The 14005-nt window shown below is 33.1% G+C and carries 18 protein-coding genes; 5 read left to right on the top strand and 13 right to left on the bottom strand.

Annotated elements, in window-relative coordinates:
* Positions 1 to 69: 69 nt before the first annotated feature.
* Positions 70 to 819: an IclR family transcriptional regulator gene (locus BTOYO_RS01380; protein ID WP_000250754.1), complete on the bottom strand. Its 750-nt coding sequence runs from the start codon at positions 817 to 819 to the stop codon at positions 70 to 72.
* A 264-nt stretch (positions 820 to 1083) separates the two neighbouring features.
* Between BTOYO_RS01380 and BTOYO_RS01385 the strand changes: the two genes are divergently transcribed.
* On the top strand, positions 1084 to 2508 hold the full coding sequence (locus BTOYO_RS01385; RefSeq protein WP_000195519.1) for an amino acid permease: 1425 nt from the start codon (positions 1084 to 1086) through the stop codon (positions 2506 to 2508).
* A gap of 387 nt (positions 2509 to 2895) precedes the next feature.
* The gene (locus BTOYO_RS01390; protein ID WP_000589583.1) at positions 2896 to 3243 is read left to right on the top strand and encodes a VOC family protein; all 348 of its coding nucleotides are present in this window, start codon (positions 2896 to 2898) and stop codon (positions 3241 to 3243) included.
* 10 nt (positions 3244 to 3253) lie between these two features.
* Here the strand turns inward: BTOYO_RS01390 and BTOYO_RS27630 are convergent, their stop codons facing one another.
* The 4 genes from BTOYO_RS27630 to BTOYO_RS01405 all read right to left on the bottom strand — a co-directional run bounded on the left by BTOYO_RS27630 (position 3254) and on the right by BTOYO_RS01405 (position 7989).
* Complete coding sequence (locus tag BTOYO_RS27630) at positions 3254 to 3397, bottom strand: hypothetical protein (protein WP_000058621.1); 144 nt, start codon at positions 3395 to 3397, stop codon at positions 3254 to 3256.
* Between the two features lie 117 nt (positions 3398 to 3514).
* Positions 3515 to 4546, bottom strand: coding sequence for a Delta(5) desaturase DesA (gene desA, locus BTOYO_RS01395; protein ID WP_000174972.1), 1032 nt, complete (start codon positions 4544 to 4546; stop codon positions 3515 to 3517).
* Between the two features lie 352 nt (positions 4547 to 4898).
* A complete protein-coding gene (locus BTOYO_RS01400) occupies positions 4899 to 5729 on the bottom strand; it encodes a VanW family protein (protein ID WP_041488045.1) in 831 nt (276 codons plus the stop codon).
* 586 nt (positions 5730 to 6315) lie between these two features.
* Positions 6316 to 7989: an alkaline phosphatase gene (locus BTOYO_RS01405; protein ID WP_000977075.1), complete on the bottom strand. Its 1674-nt coding sequence runs from the start codon at positions 7987 to 7989 to the stop codon at positions 6316 to 6318.
* 320 nt (positions 7990 to 8309) lie between these two features.
* On the opposite strand from BTOYO_RS01405, the gene BTOYO_RS01410 reads away from it, so the two are divergent.
* Positions 8310 to 8792, top strand: coding sequence for a DUF2975 domain-containing protein (locus BTOYO_RS01410; protein WP_000809103.1), 483 nt, complete (start codon positions 8310 to 8312; stop codon positions 8790 to 8792).
* Between the two features lie 10 nt (positions 8793 to 8802).
* A complete protein-coding gene (locus BTOYO_RS01415; RefSeq protein ID WP_000974611.1) occupies positions 8803 to 9018 on the top strand; it encodes a helix-turn-helix domain-containing protein in 216 nt (71 codons plus the stop codon).
* A 40-nt stretch (positions 9019 to 9058) separates the two neighbouring features.
* On the opposite strand, the gene BTOYO_RS01420 is transcribed toward BTOYO_RS01415, so the two are convergent.
* From BTOYO_RS01420 to BTOYO_RS01445, 6 genes are all read right to left on the bottom strand, one after another.
* Positions 9059 to 9370: a hypothetical protein gene (locus BTOYO_RS01420; RefSeq protein ID WP_000845545.1), complete on the bottom strand. Its 312-nt coding sequence runs from the start codon at positions 9368 to 9370 to the stop codon at positions 9059 to 9061.
* A gap of 93 nt (positions 9371 to 9463) precedes the next feature.
* A complete protein-coding gene (locus tag BTOYO_RS01425; RefSeq protein WP_000475332.1) occupies positions 9464 to 9721 on the bottom strand; it encodes an Mpo1-like protein in 258 nt (85 codons plus the stop codon).
* Positions 9722 to 9962: 241 nt separating this feature from the next.
* Positions 9963 to 10541, bottom strand: coding sequence for an HAD-IA family hydrolase (locus BTOYO_RS01430; protein ID WP_001024225.1), 579 nt, complete (start codon positions 10539 to 10541; stop codon positions 9963 to 9965).
* A gap of 24 nt (positions 10542 to 10565) precedes the next feature.
* Positions 10566 to 11147, bottom strand: a complete 582-nt coding sequence (locus BTOYO_RS01435; protein ID WP_000107735.1) for a kinase — start codon at positions 11145 to 11147, stop codon at positions 10566 to 10568.
* On the bottom strand, positions 11144 to 11689 hold the full coding sequence (locus BTOYO_RS01440; RefSeq protein ID WP_000395622.1) for a GNAT family N-acetyltransferase: 546 nt from the start codon (positions 11687 to 11689) through the stop codon (positions 11144 to 11146). Before BTOYO_RS01440 ends, BTOYO_RS01435 begins: the two co-directional genes overlap by 4 nt.
* Positions 11690 to 11703: 14 nt before the next feature.
* Positions 11704 to 12087 carry a VOC family protein gene (locus BTOYO_RS01445; protein ID WP_001049858.1) on the bottom strand — a complete coding sequence of 128 codons (384 nt, stop codon included), beginning with the start codon at positions 12085 to 12087 and terminating at the stop codon, positions 11704 to 11706.
* Positions 12088 to 12371: 284 nt separating this feature from the next.
* Between BTOYO_RS01445 and BTOYO_RS01450 the strand changes: the two genes are divergently transcribed.
* Positions 12372 to 12620, top strand: coding sequence for a hypothetical protein (locus tag BTOYO_RS01450; protein WP_000433610.1), 249 nt, complete (start codon positions 12372 to 12374; stop codon positions 12618 to 12620).
* Between the two features lie 349 nt (positions 12621 to 12969).
* On the opposite strand, the gene BTOYO_RS01455 is transcribed toward BTOYO_RS01450, so the two are convergent.
* On the bottom strand, positions 12970 to 13506 hold the full coding sequence (locus BTOYO_RS01455) for a DUF2812 domain-containing protein (protein ID WP_000536846.1): 537 nt from the start codon (positions 13504 to 13506) through the stop codon (positions 12970 to 12972).
* A gap of 7 nt (positions 13507 to 13513) precedes the next feature.
* The gene (locus BTOYO_RS01460) at positions 13514 to 13831 is read right to left on the bottom strand and encodes a PadR family transcriptional regulator (protein ID WP_000991888.1); all 318 of its coding nucleotides are present in this window, start codon (positions 13829 to 13831) and stop codon (positions 13514 to 13516) included.
* Positions 13832 to 14005 lie beyond the last annotated feature (174 nt).

Raw genomic sequence — 14005 nt, forward strand, 5'->3', positions numbered from 1 at the left:
CCCCCTATTTTTCCGCATTATGAAAATCAATTCCAATATATGAATAAAAAATAACGACAGTTATCAAAATTATAATTCTGATGTACTGCCGATTTTTATTGAAATTTCATGAGCTGCTTCTTTTACCTTACTAATAAGAAAAGATAGTCGATCATCATTAATACGATGACTAATTAACCCAACACTTAATGCTCCTACTACTTTATGATTGAATCCGATAATAGGTGCAGCTACTGAAGCTGTCCCTTCTGTTTTTTCACCATAACTTACAGCATATCCTTCATTTTCTATTTGTTTTATTTGATTAAGAAGAATTTGCTTTTGTTCTGGTAAAGAAGAAAGTAATTGTTCTACAATGTATTCCATTTCATTCGTTTTCATATTGGCAAGCATCGTTTTATTTGCGGCGCCAATCGAAAGTGGAATCTGTTCCCCTAAGTTATCGATAACCCGAATTTTTAAAGGGCTATCAATTCTTTCAATAATAATAGAATGAGTTCCATTTGGAATGTTCAAATAGACACTTTCTTCCACTTCAGCGGCCAATCGCTTCATCACTTCCCTTGCAACAGATCTATAGTCTACCTTCTCCAATTGACGTAATCCTATTTCCATCCACATTGGCCCAATCTTGTACTGCTTTGTTTCTGAAATTTGTGTAACTAACCCATGCTCCATTAGAGAATTAAGTAATCTATGTACTGTACTAACCGGAAGATGTGTTCCATCAGCTATATCAGAAATAGCCCAATACTCTTTTTCATTTGTAGAATTTAATAGCTTAATAATACTTATCGCTCGATCAATGGACTGTACCATAATTCGCCTCAACTTTACTTGTAGTATGTTTAGCCTAATTAACTATCAATTTATCAAAAATTCAAACTGAAATCAATCAATTTATTTAATTTTCAAAATAAACAAAAGATACGCTATCAACATTTTGAAAACGCAAACAAAAAAATATTGACTTTTCTTTTTAATTATCTGAAAATTAGAACAATATTTCACATCACGGAATACATTCCATAATACGGAAAAACATCAATTTTCATACTACCAATTTTGAAAGTGAGGAAAACAATGACGCAAGTAAACAATACAAACAATGAATTAAAGCGCACAATGAAAAGTAGACATTTATTCATGATTGCACTCGGTGGTGTGATTGGAACGGGGTTATTTAACGGATCTGGTTTTATTATAAGTAAAGCTGGACCTGGCGGATCCGTACTTGCCTTTATGGCCGGTGGATTATTAATGTATCTCGTTATGCTATGTCTTGGTGAGCTTGCTGTAGCCATGCCTGTTTCAGGTTCTTTCCAGGAATATGCCACCAAGTTCATTAATCCTGCAACTGGGTTTACAATCGGATGGTTGTATTGGTTAAGCTGGGCGAATACGACCGGTCTTGAATTTACAACTGCCGGAATTACGATGCAGCGCTGGTTTCCTGATATTCCTGTCTGGGTTTGGTGTTTAATATTTGGTGTTACCATATTCACTATAAACGCATTATCTGCTCGTAGTTATGCAGAAACAGAGTTTTGGTTTTCAAGCATTAAAGTATCTGCCATTATCGCTTTCATTATTCTTGGCGGCGCCGCTATGTTCGGTTTTATTGATTTAAAAGGAAACGAACCAGCCCCGCTATTTTCAAATTTCATAAATCACGGTGGTTTATTCCCAAATGGACTTGCCGCTATCCTATTAACAATGGTTACAGTCAATTATTCCTTCCAAGGTACAGAACTTGTCGGAATCGCAGCTGGTGAAAGTGAAGATCCAGCAAAGACTTTGCCTCGTTCTATTAGAAATATTATATGGCGCACGATGTTTTTCTTCGTTTTAGCAATTTTTGTTCTCGTAGCTTTAATTCCTTGGGAAGGAGCAGGATTAACAAAGAGCCCATTCGTTGCTGTTTTTGATAATATCGGTATTCCGTATGCAGCTGATATTATGAACTTTGTTATTCTTACCGCTGTTCTTTCTGTCGCAAACTCAGGACTGTACGCCGCAACTCGCATGCTTTGGTCATTATCAAAAAATGAAATGGCGCCAGCCTTTTTAAAGAAATTATCATCACGAGGAATACCACTAAACGCTTTAATCTTGACGATAGCTATTTCTGCTTTTTCTCTTTTGACAAGCGTGGTAGCTGCTGAAACGGTTTATTTATGGCTTATTTCAATTTCTGGAGTCATTACAATCATTGTTTGGATGTCAATTTGTGTTTCTCAATTCTTTTTCCGTAAACGCTATTTAGCTGAAGGTGGAAAATTAGAAGACTTAAAATTCAAAACTCCACTTTATCCACTTGTACCCATTCTTGGTTTTGGATTGTATGGCATTATATTAGTAAGTCTTATCTTTATCCCCGATCAAAGACTAGGAATCTACTGTACTGTACCATTTATCATCTTTTGCTACACTTACTATCACTTTAAGATTAAGAAAAAAATCACCAGTAGCACTCATAAAGAAGGTAAAATTAGCGAACCTTTGTAGTACTGTACGATACAGAGAAGACCGCGCATGGATTTCACCTCATGTGCGGTCTTTTATCATTCCTTCATTCATTTTCTCAGGAACAATTCCCCTATTTCTTCTATACTATTGAAATGATTATTTATAGCACTTCGTGTTTTGAATTGTTCAGGAGGTTTTTGCGTTCAAGTGTTATCCTCAAACGGGTCAGTATTGCTACACTCCTTTCCTTTACTTTGGTTTCAAAGATGATGTCGGTATAATTAATGTAGGAAATGCTGTTAGCAATTATTATTTTTTTATTGTTCATAAGTTGATGCTTTTCCTTACTATTACCACTTTGTTTTGATATATTAAATTTATACTACGTCACATTAAAAATTTTAAAATAGACAGGAGTTATATAAGATGATCAAAGGATTCGGAGGAATATTTTGGAGAACTAAAAATATTGATGTTATAAAAAAATGGTACAGCGAAGTATTGAAGATTGAAATAGAAAATTGGAATGGGACTGTGATTAAACCCGAATCAGGAACTGAGACTATCTTTTCTTTCTTCAATGAAGATGACAATTATTTTCCAACAGAACAACAAGTGATGTTAAATTTCCAAGTACATAATCTACATGAGACTATTCACCATCTTGAACAAATTGGTATACCTCTTGAAAAGAAAGAAGAGGTTAGTGAATTTGGAAAGTTTATTTGGATTAAAGATCCTGAAGGACGACTCATCGAGCTTTGGGAGAAATAGTCGATTGTAATCATTCGCTATTAAGATAACGGATAATTTCGTTCAGCCGATGTCTTCGGCTATCCATAATAGATTCCTGTTGCAAATTTGTAGCAGGCTCTATTTTCACTTCATCATTTTCATTTAAACGAGAATCAATTATCCTTAACGACATTTCCTAATCCTTCGTAATTACAATTTGAAATCCCCTCCTCATCAATCATCTACTATTTAAACAAAAACTCCCCTTAAATCAAAAATGATTAAGGGGAGTTTTTCATATGCGATGAAGTTATAGTTCAGATTTCACTCGAACAGAAACATTATTTTTAATTATATTTTTGACATCTTTAAAGCTAACAAAATTGTTACTTTTCTCATCCCAAAGACGGAAACGTAGTGATTGTAAGCTTGTAGCAAGCGTAATCGTTGGTACATTTTTTAACGGAAGCGTATTATTATGTGCCTCTTCTAGTTTATAGTTAGGTACTCTTGGGCTTAAATGGTGAACATGATGGAATCCAATATTACCAGTTAAGAATTGCAAAATTTTTGGAAGCTTATAAAAAGAACTTCCTTCCACTGCCGCTTTCACATATTCCCAATCTTTATCCTCTTCAAAATAAGAATCCTCAAATGTGTGCTGTACGTAAAACAGCCAAATACCTATTGAGCCTGCTATTAAGAATATAGTACCATGTACGAAAAGGAACGATTGCCATCCGATTGCCCAGCAAAGTACCCCTATTAAAGCAACGATTAATATATTCGTCAAATAAGTATTCATACGTTCTTTCTGTCTTGCACCTTTTCGGTTAAATCTATTTTTAAGCAAGAAAACATAAATCGGACCTAATCCAAACATAACGAATGGATTGCGATATAAACGATATGCTAAACGAAGTCTAAATGGTGCAGCTACATATTCATCAACTGTAAGCGTCCAAATATCCCCTGTACCCCTCTTATCCAAATTACCACTCGTAGCGTGGTGAATAGAATGCTCATGCCCCCATTGATCAAATGGGAATAAAGTTAAAACACCCATACATGTTCCAACTATTCTATTTGCACGTCGACTTTTAAAAAAGGAATAATGGGTGCAATCATGAAAAATAATGAAAATTCGTGTCATAAATCCAGCGGCTAACAGAGATGGAACTAATGTTAACCAATAAGAAACTGACAAACTTTTATAAGCAAGGTACCATAAAATAATAAATGGAACTATTGTGTTGATAAGTTGCCAAACACTTTTTTTAATCGTTGATTTTTCAAAAGGAGCAACTTGTTTTTTTAAATTTTTAGTATTTTGTAAGGTCATTTTTCTAATTCCTTTCCTGTATGTTGCTAATTCATATTATAGCATACTATTAGTATCAGGTGTTATGTGTAGATATAATAAATATTTTATACAATGAAAATCTCTTTTTTCTTACTCATTTCTTACAAATTTCTTACGTCCAAAATAGCTTCTATAATAAGAAAGAAGGAGCATTTGTGCCGAGAATTCGAGTTTTTTTCCAATAAATACATAAAAAAAACACAGTGCTTTTTCACATCTGTGTTTCTTATTTTCATTCCAATGAAAACCAAGTAAATTTAGGATTTATACTTTTTTGATAAAAATAAGAATTACATACATGCTATACTATATAATCTATGCGTTTACCATATTACTCACTATTTTCATTTTTACAAACTAAAAATGGTTCGTACATCATTATAGCGTGATTCTCCGTTACATATTGATCTTCTATAAACTGCTTCTGTTGATTATATACTCTGCGTTGAATCACATTATGTCGTATATAACCACCCCAGTATGCAGGCTGAATGGCGTGTTCTTTTTCATAAACTTCATATTGATAAAGTTGCGGATACATTGTTCTCCATTCACCAACTAAATATTTCTCTGTCATATAAAGGTGAAGTTGATATGGTTGATCCGTGTCATTTTTAATTTGCAAATCCAAATAATTATAAAAGCACGTCGCTCCACTTCCAAACGGCTGCGTTCGCCTGGAATCAGGAAAGACATCAAAGCTATGACGATATCGCTCCGTTACTGTCAGCGGTGTATGTAAAGTCATCCAATATATTAAATTTGAAAGCTGACAAAGGCCTCCTCCAATACCTGTTTGAAAAGATCCGTAGTGTAAAAACATACCTTCTACATACCCTTTTTTCCTCGTAGGCTTACCTATTAAACGCCAGTAAGAAAATGTTTCTCCCGGTCTAATGACGATACCATTAAGTTTTTTAATAGCAATTTTTAAATTAACAACCTTATTGTTTTGATACCACATATCTACATCCTTGAGCTTCCGAAGTAGTATTGTTCGGTGCTGAATTGCTGTACATGGCAGCTTTTCTTGTTGGAACCTTTTTGCATATGTTTTTCCGTCTACTAACCACTGAATGTACCTCTTTGTAGAGTAATACCATGTCCCTACTATAATGCGATACTTAGACCGCTGCTTAGGACGTAATTTCACTATATTCATTTTATTCCCTCTCTCTTTCATATGCTGCCATTTCCGTTATTACCCCGACAATTGGTTTCCATATTCACCTGCACAGCATTGAAATACTAATTGGTGCATTCTCTTTTTCTTCAAATAAATTCTAATATACCTCTATTTCAATAAATTGCACTTTTCTTAGTTGCATAATCATTTTTTTTCAATAAATAAAGAGTAAATGTACTCTAGTGAAGATTTTATTTTTTGGATTTCTTTATAATTGTGTGAAACTGCGTCGCAATACGATAAATTGAAATAAACACATTATAAATATAACGGATAATTTTAAACAAATAATAATGAAAATTAAAGGAATTCTAAAGTATTAATATATTTTCTGTAAATATTGAGTGATCATACATTACTTATTAAAACTTTACTATATGTATCAATTCTCTATTCTACAAACGAACTTCTTTATTTTAAGAGAAGCATTTTTTTCCTTTCTTGTTTTTATAAGTCTCTTCTGGAAAACTTTGCGGCAGAATCCAAACATCACTATTTACAGGACAAAACACAAAAAATTGCCAACCAGTTAGCTTAGCAAGGTTAACTAGTTGGCAATTTTTTAACGAGAATGCTTTACAAATAATTGAATTGCTTCTTCCGGTACATAGAACTTCCCATTACTCTCTACAATAATACTTTCTAATTCATACTCTTTATCATTAATACGAATTATATTTTTATTAACACTTAATTGAGCTTCCACTTTATTATGATTTACTACGAGCACTGGGTTTGCTACATCGGTTTTGTCGATTGATACAGTGGCACCAATTCTCTTAAAGGCTTGTTCACTCTCTAAAAATATTTTATTTGTTACTTCTTCTAAGTTAAAGCCCATTGCTTTCGCCATCGTCTTCGCAATGTCTATATTTTGGATTAAGCCTTCTGGTTTTTGTGGTCCATAAGAGTATAAGAATACATCCTCACCTGTATGTCCTCCTGTCGTAAAGCCAATATTTGCACGATTAGCCAATAACGTAGTAAGGATTCGACCTACATCCATTTTCTTTTTTGCCGCTTTTAACTTTTCTTTTTCATCATGAGTTAGATTGTCCAAACCGTATAGTTTAGCTACACCTTCTACATTTGATAAATCAGATTTCAGTTTATTTGTAGTCCCTTCAAGTGTCATTTTCGCCTTTTTCAATGGGGCAATGTATGCAGATACAGGTGTAGTATTATATCCCTTTGTCGTATTCATATTGCCAATAGAGATACCACTGTTGCCATGGTCAGCTACAGCAATGAGCATCGTATTACCGTCTTTCTTCGCAAATTTTAATGCTTCTGCAACCGCATTATCAAATGCCAATACATCACTAATAATCCCAATTGGATCATTCGCATGGGCTGCCCAATCTGGCTTACTTCCTTCTACAAATAAAAAGAAGCCATCTTTATCTTTTGATAATGTTTGAATTGCTTTTTCCGTCATTTGAGAAAGTGTTGGTTGCTCTGGATTTGTTACTTCACGATCCATATCGAACGCAAGGGCATTATGTGAGAAAGAGCCCCAAATTTTATCAGATTTAGAGTTCAATAATGCATCTTTTGTTTCAACTAAGTCGTATCCTTTATCTTGAATCACTTTAACTAAATCTTCACCATCTTTACGGATTCCATTTCTTTTCACAGGCTGTAGTGCTGCTTTTCCCCCGCCTAATACGACATCTATATTTTGATACACTTGCTGCTTCGCAATTATGTCAAAATGCTTGCGGTTAGCATGATGGGCAGAGAACCCAGCAGGAGTAGCATGTTGAATTTCAGATGTAGCAACAATTCCAGTTGCGCGACCAGAGCGCTTTGCACCTTCTAGAACGTTCGCAACTGGCCGCAGCTTCTCCTCTTCTTTAATTGGTTTTAAGCTAGGTGAATTCACAATAGATGGCAATACACCTACATATCCTGAATTTGATTTATTCCCTGTTGCTAAAGCTGTAGCTGCTGGGGCTGAGTCTGTAATAGCGGATTCTGCTGAATATGTGCGAACACCTCCCGTTATGATTTCATCTAATGCAAGCGGTGCCCCTTTATACAAGCGAGCTAACGTTGTTGCTGAAGAGCTCGTTCCATCCATAACCATCATAATTATATTTTTTGGTTGATGTTCTACTTGTTTCACCTTAGCTTCGGCCGCCTGATAATTCATCATGCTTTCAGTACTTAATACACTTAATGTTACAGTTGATACTAATAATATCCCCTTCACTTTTTTACTCAATTTCATCATTTTTGTTCCTCCATAAACTTCACATTCTTTTATATACAAGATCCAATTTTCCATTACGTTTATACAAACTTATATATGTTCTTTTTTATTAGTTCCCTATTGTCATAAAGCTAACAACAATTACCGTCACTTTCGTTCATTAATTAAATAATGTTATATGTCACAGCCCTATATTCTCTACTATTAAAGTGTCATTATTCTCTTCATCATATAAAAATTTGTTTATCAATAAAAACACGATTAAATTAAATAAAAGTTTATTGTTAAACAATAAATTACATGTTAAATTATATAGATAATAATTAAATGAGGTGCTTTTTATGAAACAAGGATCAACACTCTTTTTAAAGACGGCTGTTATTCTTATGGGAATTCCTGTTCTTGCTATGTGCATTTTTTTAGTTCCTAAAATAGGGAATTTCGCTACAGAATTATATCCTGATATTGCATATATTAAATATCTTGTATTTATCAACTTATACGCAACAGCAATACCTTACTATTTCGCACTGTACCAAACGTTTAAGCTGTTAAACTATATTGACAAAAACAACGCATTCTCAAAATTGTCTGTAAAAGCGTTGAAAAATATTAAGAACAGTGCATTAACAATTAGTGTATTATATGTATTAGGCATGCCGCTTTTCTATCTCGTGGCAGAGAGAGATGACGCCCCGGGCATTATTATTATTGGAATGATTATGATTTTTGCTTCATTGGTTATCGCTGTCTTTGCTGCCGTTCTCCAAAGACTATTAAAAGATGCTATTAATATAAAATCAGAAAATGATTTAACGGTCTGAGGTGAATAATATGGCAATAATAATTAATATTGATGTAATGTTAGCGAAAAGAAAAATGAGTGTAACAGAGCTTTCGGAGAAGGTTGGAATTACAATGGCTAACCTTTCTATTTTGAAAAACGGAAAAGCAAAAGCGATTCGATTTTCAACTTTAGAAGCAATTTGTAAAGCATTAGAATGTCAACCAGGAGATATTTTAGAATATCAACCTGAAGATACCGAATAAAAAGAGTCCTTCTCACATGAAGGACTCTTTTTATTGCACATTACGGTGCGAAATTAATTTGACCAGTAAACAATAAGATAATCGTGATAATCCAAAATATAAAAAATGATGAGGACAGTATGAATGAAAGAATACCTATCCCCTTCTTCTCTGTTTTTTTCGTCATTATAATTATTGAAAGTATGATACCTACGCCTGTAAGAGCAATAGTAATATAATCTCCCACTATATTACCCGCATTCGCTATCCTCGTTGGAGTTATAAAAACGAATAAAAAACACAAAATTCCAATAAGTAAAGATATATAGCTTATTATACTGTACTTCTTTTTGAGGACTATTTCGGTTTTCATCATAACCCACCCCTTCTGTATAGCTATGATTTCATACTAGCACGAATAACTATAATTTGGTTTTATTTTACCGCCTATAGCACTTTTATTGAGTTAATTTCTTTTTAATACTTTTTTTAAAAAATATATTGGACCTACTACCAAATATGCTGGGTTTGATAAGAAAGTCGGCTTCTTACCTTCAATTGCATGACCTACAAATTGAAAAATCCATCCTAATATAAATAATGATAGCCCTAATTTCCAATTCACGAATAAAATGAATATAGAAATGATAATTGTAGGAATACCAATAAAGTGAAAAAATTTATTCATTGGATGTTGATGGTCGTCTCGATATTTTTTAAACATTTTTTAAAAGTCCATATCTTAACCCCTCTCCATTATTAAAAATCTTATTTTAATTTGAAACTAACGAAAGTAAATTTTCTTCTACTAATATATATGCAGGTGTACCATGTATAACCTGTAAAGCCAATCCTTTTAAAGAAACTAATAAAGCTCTTGAAAAAGCTTCCTAAAATAATTAACCTACTACATATAAAATAACCTCTACTTTTTGTATGAAAAGTAAAGGTTATTTTCAAACCATTTATAAAGAAACCTCTCTATCAACCACTACCTTAAAAAATTCCGAGTAATGTGCCAAAGAATAGTCCGCTACATCACAAATCCCTTGAAACATGCATGTTGAAATACCTAATTCCTTTGCAGGTAATAAATCTAACTCTCTATCTCCAATAGCTAAATCAATATTGTACTTCCTATGTAAATGATCATACGCTAAAGAATTCGGTTTTCGAGGGAAACCATCGTCAATTGTAACCATATCGACGAAGTATTTATCCCATCCGTAATATTTTAAAATTTCCATAACCCCTGCTTTATGTTTATGGGTCATGATTACATTTTTATCTGCAAATTTCAAAACCTTTTCGACACCAGCAAAAGGCTTCATATCTTTTGGAGTAAATTTCTTCTTCAAAATTTTAATCTTTTCTTCCTGCTCACATGAAATATTATAATAATGAATTGCGTGAGAATATGATATTTTCAAGTTTTTGTATATTTCTTGTTCATCTACTGTATCACCTAATATTTCAGAAAGCATCTTCGTATATGCAGGATACGTATCAAATAACGTCCCATCAAAATCCCACAAAATATTCATTGTATTCACCCTTCTATTTCCGAATCATTGTATGACTAAATCCGCCCTATCCTTCGGCAATTCCATTTCTAAATAATACTCCTCTGCTTTCCAATACCTGTTTTGAAACTTTGAAAGTTTCTTTTGTGTCTCTTCGCTTTCACGCTGAAACCTTGTTTCCCTTGGACAGTCCAAATACACCATATAATGAAAGAAATCTCTCCATTCTTTTCGCTGTAGAAAAACTCCTTCAATTACAATTACACCTACAATAGGGATCTGGACTTTTTTCATTTCACATGAATCTGTATCATCATAATAGAAAGGCAATTTCAATTTCGTTTCATGTTGTAACTTTTGAAAAAATTTCTGCCGCAAGTATGCAATATCCCACTGTAAATGATAGTACTCATACCATTCTTCATATCCTGTTTGATATCGTTTATTACGCTCCACTATATGATCATCAATATGGAAAATATGAAACGGAATGCCTTCTTGTTTCATATTTTCTTTTAATTTTGTTGCGAATGTTGTTTTTCCTGAACGACTTAAACCATCTATTCCGATAATGAATCGGTTTTCTTTATGTTTCTTCATTATACTTATAATTTCACTCGTACTCATTGCTTCTTCCACTCTTCTTTTAATAAAGAAAATAAAATGGTATCATGAGCAACTCCATTTTGAATCATATGTTTTCGAAGTAATCCCTCTTCTTGAAACCCTGCTTTTTTTAGCAATTTTTGAGATGCCTTATTTTCTACATATACGACAGCTGCGATTCTTATAAGTTGCAGCTTTTCAAATCCGTAAGTTAAGATGGCTTGTAATGCTTCGGATGCATATCCCTTTCCCCAATATATATCATCTAATTCATAACCAATTTCAGCTCGTTTATGATGATTGTTAATTAAATGAAATCCGCACGTTCCGATTAATTGGTCCGTCCCTTTTTTCTCTATTCCCCAGCGAAACACATTGCCTTCTTCATAACGATTTTTAAACGTTTGAATCGTTGTTTTCGCTTGCTCAATATTTTCGAAAGAATCCATTCCGAAATATCGTATAACAGATTCTTTCGAAAAATATTGGAACATCATTTCTGCATCTAATAGTGTAAGTTCTCTTAAAAGTAAACGTTCTGTTTCTAGTTTCGGAAATTCCATCTCTTTTTCTCCCTCTATTCTAATGAACTGCAAATTTCAATATAATTTCCATCTGGATCAGCAATGTAGGCAATTGTTTGTCCCCATGGTTTCACAATTGGTTCTACTAAAACTTTAATACCTTGCTCTCTGAATTGCTCAATTGTTTCTTGTACATTCTCAACTACGAATCCTAATTCGAAGTGAGAAGATTGTAATTCACCTTCTGTAAGCGGTAGTCCTGTTAATTCTTTCACGTCTTCTCGTGTATTCATCGCTAATATTGTAGATCCAGTATTAAATTCAATATATGTACCATGCTCAGCTTTTATAGGTAACTGTAAAGTATCTTTATAGAATCTTAAACATTCTTCAAACTTTTCTACATATAAAATGATGTATTTCATTTTTAAATTCATGTTACATCCCCCTTTTGTATTCATCCCTAAAAATTCGACAAAAACTACAAAAAAACCTTGTTCTTCCTACAAATGAACATAAAAAAATGAGGCCGATTTCTCGGCCTCCCAGCTTATTGGCATAAAACAGGAGATTTGGTTTGGACATAACCAGTTCGTACTTTTATTATATTTTATTTTTTCTGAATTTTAAATACTTTAAACACCTATTTATATTGAGAAAGTTTTTTTACTTGCATAAAATTATACTGTTTAAGAAATGCTACAAATGGAGGTGTATACATATGGAACCAATGCTTTGTCCAAGCTGTAAAACAAATCGTACTCGCTTTAACATTCTTGAGCAACAAGTAAAACCAGTAAAGTTAAATCCTCAAACTGGTCAAGTAGAAGAAGAGTATACTAATGAAACGATGAATGCTTTTCATATGGCTTATCAAGGACCTACATACCGAGTCCAATGCGCTGTATGCGGACTTGTTGAAAACCCTGAACAATTTATTAAACCTGCTCAAAATCAGTCTTTCTCATAAAGTGAAACTTTAATCAGTGGAGGTTTTGTTCATCCCCCACTGATTATTAGCCTTCACCAATCGGGATTTTACGGGTAGTTGATCCCCCACCTAACTTTTTTGCTTTCGCTGAATTTTGAGGTGGGGGTCTTACTGCCCGTTAATGCGGGATAAAATATTGTTAATCAGTAGTTCCTTATTTATGATTTTTTAGGTATTGTTACGGGATATCTCCATCTACAATTGTTCGTTCTATACCTTGAATACACATATTTTTATTGTGTAAAAAATAGCGAACAAAAATAAAAAATATATAAGAATTAAAGAAGATAATTCCCATATCCCCCTTCTTTAATAATTCCACTCTTTGTTACAATATTTCCTTTTTCAACTGTTTAATCTTCCAAGTTATATTAATAAATATATATAAATACATACATCCTATAAACCCTACCATACCTTTAAATATATAAGGAATTCTAGATTCTGATGGTCCAAGAAAACATAAGTAAAACGTTGGCATTATCGTTACAAACACAATTACAAAGAATAGTAATAACTCATTTAGTTTTTGTATCCTCGTATCCTTTTCTGAATATATATCAGGCAACTCATTTTCTTCTTCTACTTCTTTACAAAAATAATTCCATTTTGCAAAACTCGTTACATGTTTCCATCCACACATTTCATATATATCAATATTTTCTTGTTGCTTTTCTTTTGAATCTTTATAATCCAATCTAAAATCCGCTTTATATACTACATCTTTCGGCTCAGTTTTCTTAAACGTATACATTACATTATACTTTTGTAAAGCCCAACCTTTTTGATGCATTTTTCTTAAAAAGTCTTCTTCTTTTTCTAAACTCCATACCGCGAAAGGTTTGAATATCTTCTTTGTCCCCATCTTCCATTCACTCCCCTAATATACTGTTTCCATTTCTTACAGATCTCTGTAACCTGTTATACTCTAGCTCTAAAACTTCTCTTCCAAACGGCGTTAACTCATAGCACTTCTTTCTATCTGTAGAGGCCACTTCAACAATTAACTTCTCTTTTAGTAACTTCGTCGTATTCCCATATAAAGTACCAGGACCGAGCCTTACTTCCCCTTTTGTCATCTCTTCCACCATTTGCATAATTCCATATCCGTGCATTGGTTTCACTAATGACAAAAGTATGTAATACGTCGCCTCTGTTAACGGAATATATTTTTGTGCTTTTGCATTCATTATACCTACCTCCGATACATCGTCTTATGATATATCGATTAACGATACATCGTATAACGATATTGCATAATCATATTCCAAAATATACAAGTATAATTTAATAATTAAATATCCATTTCTTTAAATTGAAAAATCATACCTATTTTCAGAATAATTTGTTAAAATATAGAAACA

The sequence above is a fragment of the Bacillus toyonensis BCT-7112 genome, from assembly GCF_000496285.1.
Classification (GTDB): Bacteria; Bacillota; Bacilli; order Bacillales; family Bacillaceae_G; genus Bacillus_A; species Bacillus_A toyonensis.